Below are 18,661 nucleotides of genomic sequence, written 5' to 3'. Positions count from 1 at the left end.
TTCCAGTCTCCGCTGTTTTGCCCTGCCGCCGATTATCCGGCGCAGCTCTTTGTCTTTCATGTTGGGTTTCCTCCTTTATCGGTATGGTTAAAGTATACCATACCAAAACCATTATTGCAATATGCAAGTTAAATATAATTTTCAAAATTACATAACGCTTGACAACGAAATATAAATGATGTATAGTAAGCATACTATAAAATTGCATAATGCAATTTGAGAGGAGGAGAATGAATGACAGAAATGAAGATTGCCCTTTCCATTGAGGAGGCGGCAGACTACACCGGAATAGGTCGGAACACACTAAGGAAACTGGTGGAGTGGAATAAACTCCCTGTATTAAAAGTGGGGAGAAAGGTACTTATCAAAAAGGACATTCTGGAACTGTTTATGACGGTGAATGAAGGAAGGGATTTGCGGGACAAGGGAAATGTCAAGGCTGTCACAAGAAAGGCGGTTGTATAAAAGGCAGGCTCACAGTTACAGTGAACTTAAAAAATGCAATCATTTTTGAAAAATGAACTCAAAAAATGCAGTCACTTTTAAAGAATGAACTTAAAAAGTAAGTTCACTGAAAAAAACTGTGGGATATGTTCCGCAAAAAATGAACTTAAAAAATGCAATCACTTTGAATAAAGTCAGTTGACCGCCGGAAACAGCAGAAATGTAATTCAGCATAACCAGTGTATTTGGGACAGATAAGGATAACAAAGACGGGCAGAAATAAAAGGATTGCTAGAAGAACAAGCATAAAACAGCCGGAAAATTGTTTCCAATATGCTGAAAGCACATTTCACTGTATACCCTCGGAGAGCCCCCGCAGTATTGGCTTGCCAATACTGCTAGGGGGTTATCATCTATGGCGGAGCCAAGATGATAACCGCACTGCTCCAACATGAAATCAGGGAGGAAAACATGGGAGAGATTTCTTTCAGCAACCATATCAGCAATAAGAAAAGCGCAATCAACAGCAAGGCAAAACTTGCCGGAGTTGCAAAACACAATTTGAGGAAATACCATTCGCAGGATTACAGCAGGGATAACATCACACTTCTTTATGGGACAACCAATCTCATGCAGGACGTGAAAAATGTGTACCACAAAGAATTTGATGCCGCCCTGCAAGAATACAATGCAAAGCAGACAAGACCGGAAAGACGGATTGGTGATTATTTTGAACATGTATCCGAAACGGAACAGGACATGGCAGTGGAAGTCATCATACAATGCGGCGATAAGAAATTTTGGGAACAGAACAGCGGTGACAAAATATTTATGAAACAGGTCTATAAGCAGCTCCTTTTGAAACTGCAGGAGTATCTGCCGGATTTTAAGGTTGCCAATGCGGTAATCCATTTTGATGAGGCAAGCCCGCATATGCACGTTGTAGGCATTCCGATAGGGAGAGGGTTTAAGCGTGGCTTGTCAACAAAAGTGTCAAAGCGTTCCGTATTCACGCCCCAAGTCCTGTCGGAAGTTTTGCAGGATAAAATGCGGGCAGACGCCAACCACTATATGAAAGCTATCTTCCAACAGGAAGTAAAGGAAAAGAAAAAGGGAAAAAACCATGACCTGACGGTTGCGGAATACAAAGTTGCTAAAGAGGAAGAAAAGATTGAAAAACTATCAACGGATAAAATAGGACTGGAGGCTGACATTCTCGTCCTGAACCATAGAAAGTCCACTGCGCAGAGGAAATTGGACGAATTGGACGGGGAGATTGAGAGTTCCAATATCTTCCTAAAAGCGCTCAGACAGATAAAGCAGTTTATACAGTCATATCTGCCCTTTGCGCCGCTGATTGAGGAATTTGCGAACCATGTGGAGCGTGGGGCGAATATCGAGGCAGGAAACAGCTTTCGTGGCTTGCTAACCGCACTTGGGGAACTGCTCAATTCATTTAAGGAAATCATCATGGACGGACTGTGCTGGTTTCCACGCCTTATGCGGTGGCAGACTTCAAAGGGTGAAGTTTCCCCTGTGTTTGAAGATTATAGGAATGAGGGATACTGTTATCGTTTGAAATCCTATATGGATATCCATACAAGGCAGGAATACCCAAAGGAACTGATACAGCCGGAAATCAAGCCGGAAAACCGTACTGGCACAATAGAGCAGCTAGCGCAGAATGTGGAGGCTGTCGAAAAGCAGGTACAGCTTATGGGGGTAAAAATGAACCGAAGTCATATGTATTAGACCTAACTAAGTATAAAGCGGCAGACTTAAAATTAAACCTTGTAATGCTCAAAAGGACACTTTCATTCTTTGAAAATGTCCTTTTGGCATATACAATTATTCAAATTCTTTTACTTTAGGCGCAAGCCTTATTCCGTCCTGCAATCCCAATCTGTAAGGGCTGCACCATATGTTGCGCAGAAATCATTGGCACTGAAAGCGATTTGTCAACGATTGCACTCTGTTCTTTACTTAACTCCGCATTATCCAGTTTGTCAAATGCTTTGTCCTGACGTTTCATCGTATCATGGTAAGTGCTGTTTCTGCTGACTGCTTTGTTTAAGGCTTTGACGGTCCTTATTTTAACAAACATGTCCAACAGATATTTTGTTTTATTTCCTGGGTTTTCCATACAAAACTCCTTTTGTCTAATACATTCTGTCAAGGCAAATCTTTAAAATGACCTTTGCGATTTTTCTGTTTTTCCAAATGCAGATTTCCAATACCTGTTTTTTCTGTATAATAGATCTGTTTAAATGATGATTACAAAGGGGTGTGTATTTTTACAATATACCCCCTATTTTCATTGTGAGAATTATCAAATAGTCATTTGAAACGTTATACAAAGTGACAAATAGTCACCAATATTGAAAATATAAAGTGTATCGTTAATAGCGAGGTGAATGATATGGATTTATGGAAATTAATAAATAAATTAAATGAATTGAGTGAATTTTTTTATGCGAATGGTATAGTAGATATTTATACTAATAGTAAAATCTTTGAGGTTCTTATTGCTAATCAATTTGGACATCAGATTATAAATGGACATGCCTATTCTCCTGATGCGAAGGATCAATATGGTAACTTTTATGAGTATAAACATTATAAGCAATCCAGTTCTAATCATACATGGACATTTAATGATTTTACTGATCGAACAATTAAAAAGCTATATAATGTAAATTTCGTTTATTTTGTGGTTATAAATGATAAGTATGATATACCCGAAATAGAAAAATTATATATTGTATCTGGAGTAGAAGTTGCTAAATATATGGAAATAAGTACACAAAATATAGAGAACAAAAGAAAAATGATAAATATCAGTGCCCATCAAATAATTGAAAATATGCCATATACTTTAGTGGAAACACACAATATAGTATCATGGCATCCTGTAAAAACAGAATTTGAATCAGTATGTTCCATAGCGTTGGAAGAAATTTTTCTTACAGCTAGAAAAATTGAAGAAATAATTAATGTGGACGGGATTTTGACCAGTAATAAATTATGGGAGTTGTTGGTTGCTTGTAATTTGAATCATAGAATAAATCCCGAACAGAAAAAACATGATGCTTATGATATAAATGGTAAAACATACGAGTATAAGGTTAGCACAAGGCCCTTATGGATTTTTCAAGATATATCGGCAAATGTTTTGGATTCTTATCTGAACGACGAAAAAATTATTTTGGCGCAAGTGGATAAGAGAACATTTACCATAAAAAGTATTATAGCGTGTCATCCTATGGCAGTAATTGAATTACTGGAGAAGAAATTAATCATTAGAGAAAAAAGATTGCCTCAAGTGAGGCGTTTGACTGCGAGTATTGGTCTTAAAGATGTTTACAAAATGATTGCGGAAGGAGATGCAAAGTGGATTCACAGGACATATTTATAGATAATATCATTAGATTCGCAGGGTATCATAATTTGAATACCTACAGAAAGATTGCAAACTTTTTAAATGTTACTGAAGACTCGCTAAAACATTGGCAAAGTAAAACCAGATGCCCTTCTCTTAAAAGACTTGATCAGATAAGTGATAAAATAGGATGTTGGTCGTATGCATTGATACAGAAGGATGGTGATATTTTTGCAGAAATTGAATTACTAAGAAATAATTCAAGAGAAATATTGATAAAAAACTTAAAAGAATATTTTTTACAAAAGGGACGATTTTCATGGAAAGATAAAGCTGCTTTGTTTTATGGATTTGTCAGCGAAGCTGCTTTAAAATCGTATTTCAGAGAGGAAAATTTTAAAACGCCACCATTAAAGAAATTAGATGAGATGGCATCTGCATTAGGTAAACCGACATATGAATTAATCAAGGAGGTCAAATTAATTGAGAAAACAGATACCCGAAAAAATAAAGAGTAGATTAAATAAAATTAAAACAGCTATTGAAGATGTTCCTAATACTGTTCCTAATGAAATGCGGACGACTTTTAATTTTAAAGGCAGGAAGTCTCCTATTATAGCTGAAAAAGTAATAGAAGCAATAAGTGATAGTGAAGATGTTATATATGATCCTTTTATGGGTTCCGGTTCATTTGTATATGCTGCGATGGGAAAAGTAAAAAAGATTTATGCTACGGAATTGGACAATTATACATTTAATGCTGTAAGTGTATTGATGAATAAGGTAGATATGCTTAAATTAAGTAAATTATTTGATGCTGTTAAAGAAGATGTATATGAGCAGATAATGAGATTATATGAAACATCATGTTGTGGTAGCAAAAATTATATAAGTAAAGTTTTGTTTGATCCTGAAGAAGGCAAAGAAGGATATTTTAATCCATCTAATAATAGGGAAATAATAGATGGTAAAAATATAAAACTTATAGAAAAATGTCCAGTATGTGGTGGTAAGTCCAAAAAATTTGATGATGAAGATTATCAAAAGTTAGTTAGACTAGAAAAAGTAGATGTAGAAAGATTTCCAAGAAATCAATATATTGTAAATAGCAGGATTAATATTACATCATCAACAGGCGCGGATAAATATGATAGGATTTTTACACAAAGAAATAAAATTGCTTTATTGATTTTACAAGATGCAATTAATAAAATTGAACCATCAGACGAAAAAGATGTATTAGAACAAGTTTTGGTTGCCTCTATTTCGCTTGCAAGAATTGCTATGTACGGTTCCAGCACCGATATATTATATCATGTAGTGGGGCATGGGGCACAGGATATGAATGTTTGGCTACTTTTTGAGGAAAAGTATAAAAGTTTTTGTAAATTCAAGTCCGTTTATAGCGATAAACAAATAGGAACAACAGATTCAACTGTAATAATTGCCAATAAGGACTATGCAGAGTATATTAAAGAAAACCCTGATCTGAAAGTAGATATTATCTATACTGATTTTCCATATACTGACCAAGTTCCATATTTAGAAAGAAATCAATTATATCGTATTTGGTTGGAAAAGTTTTATGATTCTAAATATGCATTAACAGAAGATATGTTGAAGCAAGAAATAGTTCTAACAAATGCAGAGTCAAGAATTGAAAAAAGGGATATAGAGAATTACTATAAAGATATTGACAATATGTTTTCTCATTTTTATAGCGTATTAAATGAAGATGGGCTTGTGTTTCTTACAATGAAACTGGGGAAAGCAAAGTATTTTAAAACTTATATAGAAATTGTAAATTTAGCTCGCAAAAACGGTTTCGAGTATGCATATCAAATTGGAGTTGAAAAAAAAGATCCGACAATAAGAAAGCAATCAGCGTTCACCAATACATTTATGAATGAGATGATAGTTGTTTTTTATAAATTACCAAAAGAGGATAGATATTGGTATATTGGTAACGAAAATTATGAGTTTTTACTTGTTAAAAAAGTGTATTTATACCTAATTCGAACAAAAGAATATGTGACATTATCAAGTGCCGTAACTCTCGTTTGCAATGACTTAAAGTCAAAATATTCATATTTAGCTAGTGAACAAGATATATTGAAAATAAAGACACTGTTACAGCAATATTTTAAGGTAGATGCGGGCTGCATACAAATCGATAATAATCAATTATATTTAGATATTGAGGATACAACGGATTTGTATACAAAATTATATGACTTAATGCCAATTTTTATTAGACAACTTTTGGACAGTAAAGGCAAGTTTGTATTAGAAGATGTTTACTTCGAGTTGGTCAATTCGTTATGTGATGGTAATCCCAAAACGATTGCACAAATTTTAGAAGATGAAAACCATCAAAGAGATATTGGTAATTTAATATTAAATTATTGTGAAAAAGACGGGCAATATTATGTTGAAAGACAAGATATTAGTAAACCTAATGAGAATGCGATTGATATATCAACATTAAGTGGTACAGATTTTGAAATTTTAGTACAAAGTTTACTGAAAAAAGAAGGGTATGAAAATGTTATAAAGATGGGAGGGGCAGGTGACTTAGGTGTTGATATTATTGCCTCTAAACGTCAACAGGATAGATTGTTGCATTATATTTTCCAGTGTAAACGTTGGGCTTCAAATGTTGGTTCTGACCCTATACAGAGATTATATGCTGAAAGGATGAGAAGAAGATTGGACTATGCAGTTTGTGTGACGACCTCTGGGTATACCAAAGATGGTAAAAAGGTGGCATTTGATCTTGAGGTTGAGACTGTAGATGGAAATCAGTTGATGCAACGTCTTAACAAATACTTTCCGGGAGAGTATTATAATGGAATTCAAGATATATAAGCACAAATGCGAGGAGAATCCTCGCATTTGTGTCATTTCCATTTAGCTGTAGAAGAATCCCACGTTAGATGTTTATCAAAAATATCAACTAAAGAAGAATATTTATTTGACAGTTTAGATAACCAGCCGTTCTGGATTAAAATTTCCATAAGTCCATTGTCATATAATTCGGGAGTAGACATCGAACCATTTGATTTTACCATAAATTTAGCTTGGCGAATAATATTGTGCTCGATTTCGGATATGTCTTCTTCGGCGTTGTGTTTTATAGGAGCAACACCTTTTGAAAAAATAAGTACAGAGTCACCATTTAACGATTTTTTAGGACTAATAATATTTTTTAAAGTAACAGTCTTATCAATGTGTATTTGAGTGATAAATCTAAAACAGTTTCTTTCCAAGATAGTGATTAGTTCGTTCCAAACATTTAAATCACTATCATGAAAATACAAACATAAATAATGGTTCGGTTTCAGTTTATGGGAACACATATGAAAAACTTGCTCCAATAAATTAAAATAGTCTCCCTTGCTCTTGTTGCGGGAAGGTGCAGAAGAAACAATTATTTCATCTTTTAAGTTATAATCTAAATTTAAAAATGGTTTGTATAACTGCATATATTCGGAATACAGAACTTGTTCCAAATAGGGAGGGTCAGTTACAATTAAATCCACACCATTATCTGGTATATCCTGTTCGGTTATTGATTGACTACCTTTTTGCAATAATAAGCATTTACAGGGAGAAAGAGAACTATATGATTCAACTATTTCGGAATCAGTATAATTTTCTTTCATAAATGGTATGACTTCATAAAATTTTTTGATTTTCTTTGTATAAATATCTATAATATTTTTCTCAACACAATCGGTTTTAGGTATCCATAACGGCCATTGAGAATTTGAATGTTTATCAGTTATCTTACATAGATGCAATATGGACATCAGAATATATTTTAAAATAGTTTGATGCTTTTCGCTATATTTGTTAATTATGCTCAATATTTCGTCTAGTACGGATAAGTTACGTCCCGTAAATATGTTTTTAATATCATCATTTTCGGTTACTGCTATCTTGGAGTTATAGAGTAAGGTAGTATTGCTGATATTTTTTAATACTGGGGTAACATTAATTTTTGCATAGTCGCTTTCATCAGCAGTCTTAATGCCTCTTTTTGTACACTTGCATGTATAATTGATGGTTTTAATTATTATCTTTGAACCTGTTCTCTCTGGTTTGTCAAATATTACTTTTGAAATAGTGCCGGTTTTTTTACATATTGGACAAGTGGTTTCATAGTAGTGAAACAATGTGTTTAGTTCTGATATAAAGTTTTCGAGCTCTTTTTTTATATTTGGAATGGTATTAACGGATAATAAAAGTTTTGAAATGAATAATGGCATATCGTTAATATCACAACCAATAGCGCAACGAGACAAATCTGTTTTAATGGCTTCGAGTGTTGTTACTCCGGATCCAAGAAATGGATCAAAGACAACATCACCTCTATTTGACAGAGAATTTATCAATGTATCACAGATATTAAATGCTTTTTGCGACCAATACATATGAGAGTTATACATTGAATTGTTTTTACTTGGCAAAAGGTTGCATAAAGTTTTTTTTAGCGAATCAATATTAACTTGATTCAAATTTTTATCACCACATAGTATCAAATATTCGAGAACTTTTTTTTGTTCACTGTTTCGATGGTTCGCATGATTATAATTTTGCGTTACTACATTAACACGAGCATTTGTGTAATATTTTTTTGCGAGTTCTACTAATTCGTCAATTGAAACGGTATACCTGTCCGTGGCTTGTATTTCTCTGTCTTGAGGATATGCATAACTAATAGCAAGGTTCGTATGTGCGTGCGCACAGAAGCTGATTAAATTTTCTAATGATTGCTTAGCTGAACCACGTTGACTTAGTTTTGATTGATAGCGTCCTTCAGTATATAAACCTTTGGTATAACCATTTTTGGTAACGGTTAACAAGGGATACTCATATTTGGCAGCTACATTTAGCAGATGATAATATCTTGAATATTGCATATCCGTATATGGCGGATCTGCATAAACTAAACCTACATTAGAAAAAAGTTTTTCGTCTAATAATTCCTCAAAATTAGAATTAAAGATCATGTTCTTTCCAGAAAATTTGGAAAGAGGAACACTGATATATTCCTTGAATTTTTTAATGAATAATTCATAAATATTCTTTTTCCGTTGAACAAAAAGACGACTTTGATTTTTTTCAGGATTCAGTGGTTGAGCCATGTGACCATCTTTGGAAAAAACGGCTTCTTTCATTGCATAAAACAAGCATGAAAGCAAGGCAGTCTTATATTCTGTAAAACTTGTATTAATCACTTTGATGATACAATCAATATCGAGTGCTTGGATTATCCCGTAGTAGTTTGTGGCATAATATGTTGTAAATAGATAAAAATCCTTAGTGCTTTTTATGCCATCAACTGTCAATAGAGATTTAGTTATTTGGGAATATTGGTTGTTCCAAACAGTTGGATATGAATTATAAAGAGCAATCAATTCTTCAAAGTTTTCATGTTCTAATGCTTGCTGTTCATGGTTTATAAAATTTATAATAGGATTTGCCTGTTTTTTAATAGTAGTAGTATATTCTATGTCTAGTGAATGAAGGAGGTTAGAAGCAGCTTCTATGTCTGCCTGATTTAAAATAGCGTCAGCTATTATACTTGCATAACATTCGACATCATTCGCATAGACTTGATAATTATCTCTAAACATATTGCTAACAGCAGCAGAACCTGAAAAAATATCTAAAATTGCCCTGCCATCTTGTATATATGGCTCTATATTTTTATATATAAAACTACTAAGATTATTTTTGCTACCTTGGTAGTTTAAAACTGTAAAATTCTCCATGATAAAAACCTCCATATAGCATTATAAATTGAAAGGTGCAAAAAAGCAATCACAAATAAAAAAATATTTATATTTTTTTCACATCGGGAAGTTGATTATAACAAAATATGAACTATGCTTTGTAGTGTAATCTGCATTTGTATAGAAATTATATTTGTATATGGAAGAATCTGTTTGATTTAGAGCTTAAGGCAAAATATGGGTATACATATAATTGAATTTTTAGAAAGAAAAGGTTTAAGGTTTATCGAATTGAATCCAAAAGTTTTAATGCAAAAAAGGTATATCATATAAATTTGGTTCTTTCTTATGTTTGGATACACTGCCGGAACCAGTTTTGCCGAAACATTAAATTTATGGCAAAATCTGAAATATTGGCAGAGATGAATTATTCATAGTCTAAGAAAGAACCATAAATTTATTAAAGGTCTAATGAATCTTCTGCATCCACCCACATTTGCATATTTCCCTCAAGATAAAGCCTTGCATACTCAAGGGGTTCATCTATTGCCAATGCATTTAAGGCACATTCAGAGCAGGGAGTGGTTTTCAATCCTTCTTCTGCTTTAACACAATCTATCCGTAAAAAATAGCCTGAATAAGTATATACGTCAATGCTGTCATGGTGGATATTGTATGTTGCATAAATAATATTCATTTTATCTGTCCTCTTTCGTTAAAAATTATGAAAGCATTTCTATCAGTTCACCATACCTGTTCATTTTGTGTTATAGTGTTTCCTGTGATTTCGTTTCCCTTATTTTTTCCCTTATCAGGGTTCATAATGCCTTGTGGAAAGATATAACACAAGGGAAACGATAAGGGAAAGCTCACCTGCGACAAACTTAGTGTTTTCAAGGGTTAGCGGAGATTTTAATAACAAAATATAACAGCTAATATTTCCCTTAAAAATCATCAAATCACAATCATAATTTATATGGAATAGTCAAAGGAATTGAAAAAGATGATACGTTTCTTTCTCTTTTTCATAACATTGCTTCGTCTTCTATTTACGAAATTAAAGGACGTCTATCAGCGTCTTTTATTGTAATCCGGCTTGTTTCCGAAGATTCTTTCCTGATTGCAGGCCCATGTCTGAAAGAGCCATTTTCAGATTCACTTGTAGAAAATATTATCAAAAAAATAAGAATCTTTACACATACCGTGAAGCCTTGGCACAGTATTACCATAATCTTCCGGTTTTATCCTCTGCTGCTCTACATCAATTCGCTCAAACCGTGGGAGAATGCCTGTTTGAAACATCCTCTCTTCCTTATTATTTAATTGATGAAGGCAACTATTTTAAAAATCAGTCAGTTACTTTAGTTGCTAATTATGAAACGGTTCTTCCCATGCGTCTACTGGAACAGCGCTACGAACACAGCACAGCTCTAATCTGTGCTGTAAAACAAGGAAATCTATTTCTTGCACAAAAATTATATCAATCACTTATTACTGATATAAGCCACATCCATCGCAGCAAAAGTCCAATCCGAAATGCACAAAATTTATGCATCATCATGAATTCTCTGTTGCGTTCTGCCCTGCAGGAAATTGGAATTCACCCATATCTTTTGGATAAGCTTTCTGGTGAAATAGCCATAAAAATAGAAAATACACAATTATATACTGCTTTGCAGTCATTTTGTGAACAAATTCTTATAAAATATTGTGAATTAGCTCAAAGTTATCGTTATCAAAATGTAAAGCCATTAGTGCACGAAGCAATTACTTATTCGTTGGCAAATCTTTCTGATAATCTATCTGTTCAGATTGTAGCTGATACTTTGCATGTCAATCCTGATTATCTTTCACATCTTTTCCGTCAAGAAACAGGGCAAAACTTTTCTGAGTTTATAAATCAGGAACGTATCCGACAAGCTGCGGCCCTTTTAAAAAGCACCAGTTATCCTATAAAACAAATTGCACTCTTGGTAGGATATAATAACACAAGCTATTTCACCAAACAGTTTCAAAAATATCAGAATATAACTCCTTCCAAATATAGGCAAAGCAATAATTAGCATCATACACTGCTTATTAAATAACCCTTCTAATTTATTTCTATTCAGCCCAGGGCTTTGCTTTTTCTCCCAATAACCAAGATAGCCCCACCTGTTTCAGATGTGGAATACAGCACCCCTGCCCTGTAGAAATAGCTGCTCATTATTTCAAAGGATTTAACTGTCTGTCCTCTGTCAGCAGGGTTACAATCCCTGCTTTTTCAGCGGCAAACGCTTCACCGATTTTTCTGCCGATTTTTGCAATTTCCTCGTTGGATCTGTTTTCACCCTTCAGCCTCTGAGTTCCCCTTCCTGCACCGGAAAGCCGCCATGCCCTCCACAGTCTTCACTTTCGCTTCCCGGTACATGGTTTTCAGCCAGCGCAAGTTCCAGATAGCGGTCGTTTTTCTTCTTATTCATGTTCCATACCAGCTTACAGACTGCCTTCCCCGACAGCGTGGAACAGGTGATCATCCCGACATAAAATGCCGTCTTTCCGACCAGGCTTTTATATGCGTTTTTGATTTCATCATGCCTGCTCATTCTTCTTATCCTCTCATTTTTCACCCCAATGCCACATCAAGCGCCATCATGACCGTAAACCCAGCCGCAAACAGGACTGTCCCCACGTTGGAGTGTTTCCCCGCCGACATCTCCGGGATCAGTTCCTCCACTACCACATAGACCATGGCCCCAGCCGCAAAACTTAAAAGGTACGGCAGAAGCGGAACCACAAAACCCGCAGCGAGTATGGTCAGCGCCGCACCCATCGGCTCCACCGCGCCGGAAAGCATACCATAAAAGAATGCCTTTCCCTTGCTGATGCCCTCCGCCCGCAGGGGCATGGAGATGATCGCCCCTTCCGGGAAATTCTGTATCGCAATCCCAAGGGAAAGCGCCAGCGCACCCATGGCGGTAATCCCTGCATCTCCGGAAATCCACCCGGCATAGACCACGCCCACCGCCATGCCCTCCGGCAGATTGTGGAGCGTCACCGCCAGCACCAATAAGACCTGTTTCTGCAGGCTGCTTTTTGGTCCCTCCGCTTTGCTGCTGTTCATATGCAGATGGGGAACTGCCCGGTCCAGCGCCAGAAGAAACAGTATGCCAAGCCAGAAACCGGCTGCAGCAGGGAGAAACGACAGGTTCCCCATAGTCTCCGACTGCTCCATTGCAGGTATGAGCAGGCTCCAGATGGAAGCCGCCATCATGACTCCTGCGGCAAACCCGGTCAAAGCCCGCTGAAGCATTGGATTCAGCCTGTTCTTCATGAACAGTACACAGGCAGAGCCAAGCGCCGTCCCAAGGAACGGTATCAGTATGCCCTGAAATATTTCCCTTTGCATAGCATCACCTCCTGAACGATGAGAACAGACCTTTCTTCCCATAGGGCTCACTGCTTACCGACACAGCGTCATAACCAGCCTTTGCCACCACATTTTTCAGTTCCTGCTCTGGGATATCCTTCTCCGCAATAATGACCGCCTGCTTCTTTGTATGTGAACTTGTCATTTTTTTTACCTGAAAGGCATTCCTTACAGCCTCGTTTAAATGCGCCTCGCACATACCGCAGGCCATTCCTTCTATGTCCACTATCATTTTTACCATAAGCACCCTTTTCCTTTCTGATATAAGTTAGCAAAAACTAACTTATGTTTTTTATGAAAGCGGCTATTTTGTGGTAGTAGCCGCTAACTCAATTCCAAGTATACCTCTTATGCATTATTTTTGTCAATAGGCCAAGCTGAAAATGCCTTAGAATGGGTCGGACGGCTTAATAACATACAGGCTTGTGCAATGGAGATTGTGAATAAGGAAATCATTTTCGCATAGGCGACATGACGGCAGAGGATTAAAGCTCTGCCGCTTTTTTCGGAAAGTGCTTATAATTGACGAAGTTGATAAAAAACAAATTTGTAAACTTTTATCCAGAGTAATTGACATACTACCTACATTTATATATGATTAGAATTATATATAACTACAGTTATAAAATAGGAGGTACGGATATGCCAGCAAAGGCTAAAGTTACAAAAGAAATGATTATAGACGCAGCTTTTGACATTGCAAAAGAAATGGGAGCAGAAAACATAAATGCCCGGACAGTTTCACAAAAGCTCAGCTGTTCAACGCAGCCCGTTTTATATCATTTTAAAAGGATTGAAGATGTCCGAATTGCAGCACATAAAAAAGCAAGCGAATTTCATATTAACTATGTAACAAACATAAGCGGCAAATACGAACGCCCTATGTTAGAAGTGGGTATGAGACATATTCAGCTTGCCGTAGAAGAAAAAAATCTTTTTCGCTTTTTATTTCATTCAAACTATTATACAGGCGTTTCCCTTTCTGATTGGCTTACAGGGGAAAATTTTGGTTCTTTATTTCCTATTTTGGAGAAACAAGCAAATGTAGACAAGCGACAGGCATATAGCATATTTTCTCAAATTTTTTTAGTAACACATGGAATAGCCAGTCTGCTCGCTAATAATGCAATGGTTTATGATGAAGCATATTGTATAAAGACATTGTCTAATGCCTATTTTGGAACAATGTATCTGATAAAAGAAGAAGCAAGAAATGAGAATGAGCAAAAATGAACATTGGATATTGTGCCCTGTATGCGGCAATAAAACAAGATTACAGATACAGAGCTGAAAAACTTTCCACTTTACTGCCCGAAGTGCAGACAGGAAAGTTTGCTTGACACAAAGGATTTACAGGTAACAGCGATTAAAAAGCTTGAAGCAAAAATGCCGAGCTGATGAACAAAATGAATAAATCATGCAAAGAAAATTCACAACCTGTTCTGATGATACTGTACGGCATTTTGCCGACAAGCCATATTTGGTAATGATAGGCGCGGCAATTTTGGCTATGGCGGTTTCGCTGTATTCCAAAAAGGTTTTTGTGGTTCTTGAAAAGGAATCCGCTGTAAAATAAAACGCTTTTATATGTTACGTATAATGGAAGAAGAATAAAGACATCATCACAGAGCCAGACGCAGAGCTGATGATATTCATTTTTTATCGGTAGTTTTTTCTATAACGATCGACGAACCTTTGGATTTATCGCCATTCAGCCACTGCCATTGTTCTGACAGTTCTATTCTGCCATCACTTAAAATCTGTGGTATGCTGTGACATTTTCCAATTCTTATCTGGTTGTTCAAATTAATATGCTGATAATAAAAATCTATTTCCCATTCATTGCAACTGTTCCAACCATATTTCCTTTTTTTATTTCTCCGCCATCATAATCCGCCCATAAAATATTCTCATTTTGATGATATAAAAAAAGCGTTTGATTATCCACTTCGCCATTTTCAGTATTCATCTTTGGTATAAAGCATTTCCCATCATAAAAAATATCCGTTTTAGGAACTGCCATATCCTTTTTTCTGAAAATCAGAAACAACAAAAAGTCTTGATATATGATTTTCATTGCAACTGCCTGTTCCCACTAAGCAATCATCCAATAATAAAACTCTAACAAAAACATTTTCTATATCTGAAGCGATATTTTCTCTTGAATGAAGCCCACAAAAAAATTCAACTGCTCCTTGAGGATAACTCCATAAATTGCGATTTTCCTACCTCGGAAATAGGATTTCTTTCCCGCTCATTCCCCATCGCCTGTAGCAATTGCACGTTCCAGATGTCCATATTTCCATTTCTGCATACAAGCTATTTTCCTTTAATCTCAATCCTGTCCAAAATTCCCTGTACACTTATATTTTGATGCGTAAGATACATTCTCGCCACATCCTCCACAAATTCTTTGTCCGCTCCCGTCACCCGCCCAATATCCCAAAGCGTATAACCCTTGTCTATGTATTTCATAATCTTTTTTACAAGCCGAAACATATCTTTGGAATGCCCGGATTCTTTTTGCGGCATCCCTCGCTCCCTACCTAACTCCGCCGTTTTCGCATGGCCATAATACACCTTGACGGGATTTTTTGCCAGCAGTTTGTTCCAGCTCTCCCCAATCTGCGTCCCTCTGTGAAGTTCCAATTCATACAGCGGATTGAGGTCGCCTACAAAAAACACCCCATCATCCAGGCATAAAGAAATGCTGTCCTCGCTATGCCCCGGCGTATGCACCACTTCCCCTGCAATCCCGCATTCCTTCAAAAGCAGACGGCTCTCCCGGCAAGAAATGACGCGAACTTCCCCATCCACAATCGGCTGATAGAGGCGGTTCCCCTCCTTTGCAAATACCCCGTCCGCATCATGGATATGCGCCCGCTGTACATCAGCCACCACGATTTTCACGCCGCAGCCGGCAATCTCCTGTGCGATTCCCATGTGATCCGGGTGGAAATGGGAAATAAACAGATACCGAATTTCCCGCACTGCTACCCCGGCCTCTCCAAGCGTCCTGCAAAACTGTGGAAAAGAACCTGCCCACCCTGCATCAAAAAGGATGCTGCCATCCGTTCCCCGGATAAGATATGTATTTGTGTTGGAATATCTTAATTCTATTACCATCTTACCACTCCATTTTATAAAAGGCCCATCTGCTTCGACATGATAACACCGCTAAGCCCACGCCATAGAAAAAAGTGTCATGCGAAAGCCTTCCTGTGAAAGCCGCATCCCTGCACAGATGAACCATAGCTATTTTAACATTTTCTGCGCCTGTACGCCACCTTTATTTTTTCCTGGATGTTTGTTTCCCCTGCGGAAATTCCAGTTTCAACTGATACCGGAATCCCTGAACCTCTTTCCCGTCTTTTGTATAAAAAAACTTATCCTAGATTATTCACGGCACAGCCGTGAAAGTGGCTGAAAACCACATAGTTACTGTATTTTAACTGAATATTGCTTTTCACCTGTCAAGTACCCAGGCATAGCACCCGCTCCGTGAAACGCCGGCTGTTTTACACAGCTCCTTAACAGAGAGCCTGTTTTCACTGGACTTGATTGTCCGGTCAATTATCTCAAATACACAGGAGGATTCATTCATAAGCAGTGCGCCTACTTCCTGGCAGTTCTGATCGAGGAAATTTTTTTAGAAACTCGATCTCCTGCCTGAGATACTGGACTTCGTTCTGGAGCTGCCTGACAGTTTCCTCCGTAGTCTTACAGTCGCTGCCGCCGGAAGAACTCTTTTTCAGGGAGCCTTCATGGAGTCCTTCTTCGCTGTAATACTGGCTTTTTATGGTATGGGCAATTCCCCAGATCCGCTCTTTGCCAAGTGCATCTGCGGGATAGCCGTGCTTTTCAAGGATCTGGCGGGGGATTTTCCCTGCATGGCATTCCTTCCAGAAGAGCTCTTGGAATTCTTTTGTGAAGGACAGGATATGTGGCATAACTGCGTAAGTATAAGGATTGTTCCGCAGAATCTCCACTTCTTCGTTAGTGAACACTTTCTTGCTCATGGCACTCCTCCTGTTCTGATAATAGAGTACCACATTTAAGCCGATATGTGTCCACTATATAGGAAAAATACTTCAGTGGGAATCTCCTGTGTCTAAAACGAAGGGTAGACAGAATCAGGATGAGAATTTGTGTCTTAAATGTCGGGAACTAAAAACGTTCCGTGTCCACTGTCTTGGGTATATTATAATGAACCTCTCCTTAGAACGCAAAAAACCCCTGAAAATGCCCATTCTATGGGATTTTCAGGGGTTCGTGAATCAATTTCATTCAGAAGTTTACTGATTCATCTGTTTTGCGAACTTTCCCTTTTTACGTCCCAGCCGCATATCCCCGGAGCTATGTATTTTACTGGCTTTGCAGTGATTTTTGACTGTTCTAAGACAGCAACTTTTCAACCATATCCCCAAATTTTATTTTAGGGGAAAATTCATTTTGCTTTCTAAAATTTGTGATTTCTGATTTTTTAAATCTGGGGGATAGCTATTCTCCATTGGGGGGAATTTGGGGGTAAGGTTCATCCCCCAACTTTATAAACTTCAACACACCTTTATCCATTACTTTTGTTTTAGAGATTTTATCGTAAGAAGTCTCAAACCATCTGGCTTACATCTGATGCACCGACAACCAATGTAAAATATCTTCGTATTGCTTTCTGTCCGCCGCTACATCTAAGACTAAATCTGATAACTCTTTCTGTGTATATTCCATCTCATAACCATTTAATGCCAAAAAGACTAACATAGTATGGCAACCCCAGTCTTTTATTGCCATCTATCATTGCATGATTTTTAACCAGTCCATAACAAAGTCTCGCTGCCTTTGCCTGTATGCTTGGATATAATTCTTCTCCACCATAAGATTGGAAAGGACTTTCTAATGCAGATTCAAGCAGACTCATGTCCCTAATCCCATCGCTTCCTCCGGTAGTCTCTATTAACTGAGTATGAAGCAATAGAATCTGCTCTTTTGTCAGCTTATTCATTTTGCAAGCACCTCATAAGATTCCTTATTCTTCTCAATTAATCGTTTCGATATACTCAACACATCTTCATTTGACGCAACAGCATCATGTTCTGCTTTACTGAAATCTATGACAAGGTATCTTGGTACATTATTTTTTAATATAACAGCTGTCCCATGCTCATCCACTAATCTTGCTACTTTTGAAAAATTCTGATTTGCTTCCGTAATAGAAACCATTGTATTTGTATTTATTGTCATCGTCCATACCTCCTGATAATCTTATTATATACAATTTATAGGATGAATTCAACCTATTTCAACCCCAAAATACTCTTTTTTATATAGCTTATTATCAATATAATGCTTCATTCAAAATAACCAGGCAAACTTCGCTTTATGCATTCATCTTTTTGCGAACTTTCCCTATTCTGTGTCCCGGTCGCTTATCCCCGGAACTATGTATTTTACTGGCTTTGCAGTAATTTTTGACTGCTCTAAGCCAGCGGCTTTTCAACCGTATCCCCCAAATTTTATTTTTGGGGAAAATTGATTTTGCTTTCTAAAATTTCCGATTTCTGATTTTTCAAATTTGGGGTATAGCCATTCTCCATTTTTTGGGGGGGGAATTTGGGGGTAAGATTCTTCCCCCACAGCCTGTCCGAAAACTAGAATTTTAGGCATAAATTTAGCCCCTTTCCTTCTTCT

At 36.9% G+C, this 18,661-nt stretch carries 20 protein-coding genes and 2 pseudogenes; 9 read left to right on the top strand and 13 right to left on the bottom strand.

Annotated features, from left to right (window positions below; genetic code table 11):
• The first annotated feature begins 234 nt into the window (after window positions 1-234).
• Both E5329_RS24270 and E5329_RS24265 read left to right on the top strand, forming a co-directional pair.
• A complete protein-coding gene (locus E5329_RS24270; RefSeq protein WP_135991863.1) occupies window positions 235-465 on the top strand; it encodes an excisionase in 231 nt (76 codons plus the stop codon).
• A 408-nt stretch (window positions 466-873) separates the two neighbouring features.
• Window positions 874-2,196, top strand: a complete 1,323-nt coding sequence (locus E5329_RS24265) for a plasmid recombination protein (RefSeq protein ID WP_275443689.1) — start codon at window positions 874-876, stop codon at window positions 2,194-2,196.
• Window positions 2,197-2,311: 115 nt separating this feature from the next.
• On the opposite strand, the gene E5329_RS24260 is transcribed toward E5329_RS24265, so the two are convergent.
• Entirely contained in the window at window positions 2,312-2,587 is a 276-nt protein-coding gene (locus E5329_RS24260) for a hypothetical protein (protein WP_135991862.1), read from the bottom strand.
• A gap of 276 nt (window positions 2,588-2,863) precedes the next feature.
• Here E5329_RS24260 and E5329_RS24255 point away from each other — a divergent pair, with 276 nt between their 5' ends.
• Genes E5329_RS24255 through E5329_RS24245 form a run of 3 tightly spaced genes read left to right on the top strand, consistent with a single transcriptional unit; the run spans window position 2,864 to window position 6,691 of the window.
• The gene (locus tag E5329_RS24255; RefSeq protein WP_135991861.1) at window positions 2,864-3,859 is read left to right on the top strand and encodes a PDDEXK family nuclease; all 996 of its coding nucleotides are present in this window, start codon (window positions 2,864-2,866) and stop codon (window positions 3,857-3,859) included.
• Complete coding sequence (locus E5329_RS24250; RefSeq protein ID WP_120478867.1) at window positions 3,835-4,341, top strand: hypothetical protein; 507 nt, start codon at window positions 3,835-3,837, stop codon at window positions 4,339-4,341. Before E5329_RS24255 ends, E5329_RS24250 begins: the two co-directional genes overlap by 25 nt.
• The gene (locus tag E5329_RS24245) at window positions 4,307-6,691 is read left to right on the top strand and encodes a restriction endonuclease (RefSeq protein ID WP_135991860.1); all 2,385 of its coding nucleotides are present in this window, start codon (window positions 4,307-4,309) and stop codon (window positions 6,689-6,691) included. Before E5329_RS24250 ends, E5329_RS24245 begins: the two co-directional genes overlap by 35 nt.
• A gap of 32 nt (window positions 6,692-6,723) precedes the next feature.
• Here E5329_RS24245 and E5329_RS24240 read toward each other — a convergent pair whose 3' ends face one another.
• Both E5329_RS24240 and E5329_RS24235 read right to left on the bottom strand, forming a co-directional pair.
• A complete protein-coding gene (locus E5329_RS24240; protein ID WP_168356752.1) occupies window positions 6,724-9,603 on the bottom strand; it encodes a DNA methyltransferase in 2,880 nt (959 codons plus the stop codon).
• A 421-nt stretch (window positions 9,604-10,024) separates the two neighbouring features.
• Window positions 10,025-10,261 (bottom strand): DUF6061 family protein, encoded by a 237-nt coding sequence (locus tag E5329_RS24235; protein ID WP_135991858.1) that lies wholly within the window; start codon window positions 10,259-10,261, stop codon window positions 10,025-10,027.
• Window positions 10,262-10,694: 433 nt separating this feature from the next.
• Between E5329_RS24235 and E5329_RS24230 the strand changes: the two genes are divergently transcribed.
• Entirely contained in the window at window positions 10,695-11,627 is a 933-nt protein-coding gene (locus tag E5329_RS24230; protein WP_135991857.1) for a helix-turn-helix transcriptional regulator, read from the top strand.
• Window positions 11,628-11,897: 270 nt separating this feature from the next.
• Here E5329_RS24230 and E5329_RS24225 read toward each other — a convergent pair whose 3' ends face one another.
• The 3 genes from E5329_RS24225 to E5329_RS24215 are packed head-to-tail and all read right to left on the bottom strand — an operon-like array spanning window position 11,898 to window position 13,214.
• Window positions 11,898-12,149: a hypothetical protein gene (locus E5329_RS24225; RefSeq protein WP_135991856.1), complete on the bottom strand. Its 252-nt coding sequence runs from the start codon at window positions 12,147-12,149 to the stop codon at window positions 11,898-11,900.
• 20 nt (window positions 12,150-12,169) lie between these two features.
• Window positions 12,170-12,952, bottom strand: a complete 783-nt coding sequence (locus E5329_RS24220; RefSeq protein WP_135991855.1) for a ZIP family metal transporter — start codon at window positions 12,950-12,952, stop codon at window positions 12,170-12,172.
• 4 nt (window positions 12,953-12,956) lie between these two features.
• The gene (locus E5329_RS24215; RefSeq protein WP_135991854.1) at window positions 12,957-13,214 is read right to left on the bottom strand and encodes a heavy-metal-associated domain-containing protein; all 258 of its coding nucleotides are present in this window, start codon (window positions 13,212-13,214) and stop codon (window positions 12,957-12,959) included.
• Window positions 13,215-13,346: 132 nt separating this feature from the next.
• On the opposite strand from E5329_RS24215, the pseudogene E5329_RS24210 reads away from it, so the two are divergent.
• The 3 genes and pseudogenes from E5329_RS24210 to E5329_RS24200 form a co-directional block, all read left to right on the top strand.
• A pseudogene (locus tag E5329_RS24210) lies at window positions 13,347-13,439 on the top strand (TnpV protein); the annotation flags it as partial.
• 176 nt (window positions 13,440-13,615) lie between these two features.
• Window positions 13,616-14,206 carry a TetR family transcriptional regulator gene (locus tag E5329_RS24205; RefSeq protein ID WP_135991853.1) on the top strand — a complete coding sequence of 197 codons (591 nt, stop codon included), beginning with the start codon at window positions 13,616-13,618 and terminating at the stop codon, window positions 14,204-14,206.
• A pseudogene (locus tag E5329_RS24200) lies at window positions 14,193-14,371 on the top strand (cysteine-rich KTR domain-containing protein). The gene E5329_RS24205 and the pseudogene E5329_RS24200 overlap by 14 nt, the downstream one beginning before the upstream one ends.
• Before the next feature lie 430 nt (window positions 14,372-14,801).
• Here the strand turns inward: E5329_RS24200 and E5329_RS31025 are convergent.
• The 7 genes from E5329_RS31025 to E5329_RS30045 form a co-directional block, all read right to left on the bottom strand.
• On the bottom strand, window positions 14,802-15,050 hold the full coding sequence (locus E5329_RS31025; protein WP_275443688.1) for a hypothetical protein: 249 nt from the start codon (window positions 15,048-15,050) through the stop codon (window positions 14,802-14,804).
• Complete coding sequence (locus tag E5329_RS32675; RefSeq protein WP_135991864.1) at window positions 14,983-15,126, bottom strand: GNAT family N-acetyltransferase; 144 nt, start codon at window positions 15,124-15,126, stop codon at window positions 14,983-14,985. Before E5329_RS32675 ends, E5329_RS31025 begins: the two co-directional genes overlap by 68 nt.
• Window positions 15,127-15,292: 166 nt before the next feature.
• On the bottom strand, window positions 15,293-16,099 hold the full coding sequence (locus tag E5329_RS24185) for an MBL fold metallo-hydrolase (RefSeq protein WP_135991852.1): 807 nt from the start codon (window positions 16,097-16,099) through the stop codon (window positions 15,293-15,295).
• 470 nt (window positions 16,100-16,569) lie between these two features.
• On the bottom strand, window positions 16,570-16,992 hold the full coding sequence (locus E5329_RS24180; RefSeq protein WP_135991851.1) for an HTH domain-containing protein: 423 nt from the start codon (window positions 16,990-16,992) through the stop codon (window positions 16,570-16,572).
• A gap of 710 nt (window positions 16,993-17,702) precedes the next feature.
• Window positions 17,703-17,975, bottom strand: coding sequence for a type II toxin-antitoxin system death-on-curing family toxin (locus E5329_RS24175; RefSeq protein ID WP_330572329.1), 273 nt, complete (start codon window positions 17,973-17,975; stop codon window positions 17,703-17,705).
• Window positions 17,972-18,214 (bottom strand): hypothetical protein, encoded by a 243-nt coding sequence (locus E5329_RS24170; RefSeq protein ID WP_016290522.1) that lies wholly within the window; start codon window positions 18,212-18,214, stop codon window positions 17,972-17,974. Before E5329_RS24170 ends, E5329_RS24175 begins: the two co-directional genes overlap by 4 nt.
• Before the next feature lie 252 nt (window positions 18,215-18,466).
• Window positions 18,467-18,661: hypothetical protein (locus tag E5329_RS30045; protein WP_275443687.1), on the bottom strand; the 195-nt coding region annotated here is incomplete at its 5' end.

The sequence above is a fragment of the Petralouisia muris genome, from assembly GCF_004793545.1.
Lineage (GTDB): Bacteria > Bacillota > Clostridia > Lachnospirales > Lachnospiraceae > Petralouisia > Petralouisia muris.
The sequence above is the reverse complement of the archived record's forward strand: the minus strand, read 5'-3'. Positions and strand labels throughout refer to the sequence as shown.

Coding starts and splice junctions, on each gene's coding strand:
- E5329_RS24180 (WP_135991851.1), bottom strand. CDS start 16,992: ATGAGCAAGAAAGTGTTCACTAACGAAGAAGTGGAGATTCTGCGGAAC.
- E5329_RS24215 (WP_135991854.1), bottom strand. CDS start 13,214: ATGGTAAAAATGATAGTGGACATAGAAGGAATGGCCTGCGGTATGTGC.
- E5329_RS24260 (WP_135991862.1), bottom strand. CDS start 2,587: ATGGAAAACCCAGGAAATAAAACAAAATATCTGTTGGACATGTTTGTT.
- E5329_RS24265 (WP_275443689.1), top strand. CDS start 874: ATGATAACCGCACTGCTCCAACATGAAATCAGGGAGGAAAACATGGGA.
- E5329_RS24220 (WP_135991855.1), bottom strand. CDS start 12,952: ATGCAAAGGGAAATATTTCAGGGCATACTGATACCGTTCCTTGGGACG.
- E5329_RS24185 (WP_135991852.1), bottom strand. CDS start 16,099: ATGGTAATAGAATTAAGATATTCCAACACAAATACATATCTTATCCGG.
- E5329_RS24175 (WP_330572329.1), bottom strand. CDS start 17,975: ATGAATAAGCTGACAAAAGAGCAGATTCTATTGCTTCATACTCAGTTA.
- E5329_RS31025 (WP_275443688.1), bottom strand. CDS start 15,050: ATGAAAATCATATATCAAGACTTTTTGTTGTTTCTGATTTTCAGAAAA.
- E5329_RS24225 (WP_135991856.1), bottom strand. CDS start 12,149: ATGAGCAGGCATGATGAAATCAAAAACGCATATAAAAGCCTGGTCGGA.
- E5329_RS24235 (WP_135991858.1), bottom strand. CDS start 10,261: ATGAATATTATTTATGCAACATACAATATCCACCATGACAGCATTGAC.
- E5329_RS24230 (WP_135991857.1), top strand. CDS start 10,695: ATGTCTGAAAGAGCCATTTTCAGATTCACTTGTAGAAAATATTATCAA.
- E5329_RS24240 (WP_168356752.1), bottom strand. CDS start 9,603: ATGGAGAATTTTACAGTTTTAAACTACCAAGGTAGCAAAAATAATCTT.
- E5329_RS24270 (WP_135991863.1), top strand. CDS start 235: ATGACAGAAATGAAGATTGCCCTTTCCATTGAGGAGGCGGCAGACTAC.
- E5329_RS24255 (WP_135991861.1), top strand. CDS start 2,864: ATGGATTTATGGAAATTAATAAATAAATTAAATGAATTGAGTGAATTT.
- E5329_RS24205 (WP_135991853.1), top strand. CDS start 13,616: ATGCCAGCAAAGGCTAAAGTTACAAAAGAAATGATTATAGACGCAGCT.
- E5329_RS24170 (WP_016290522.1), bottom strand. CDS start 18,214: ATGACAATAAATACAAATACAATGGTTTCTATTACGGAAGCAAATCAG.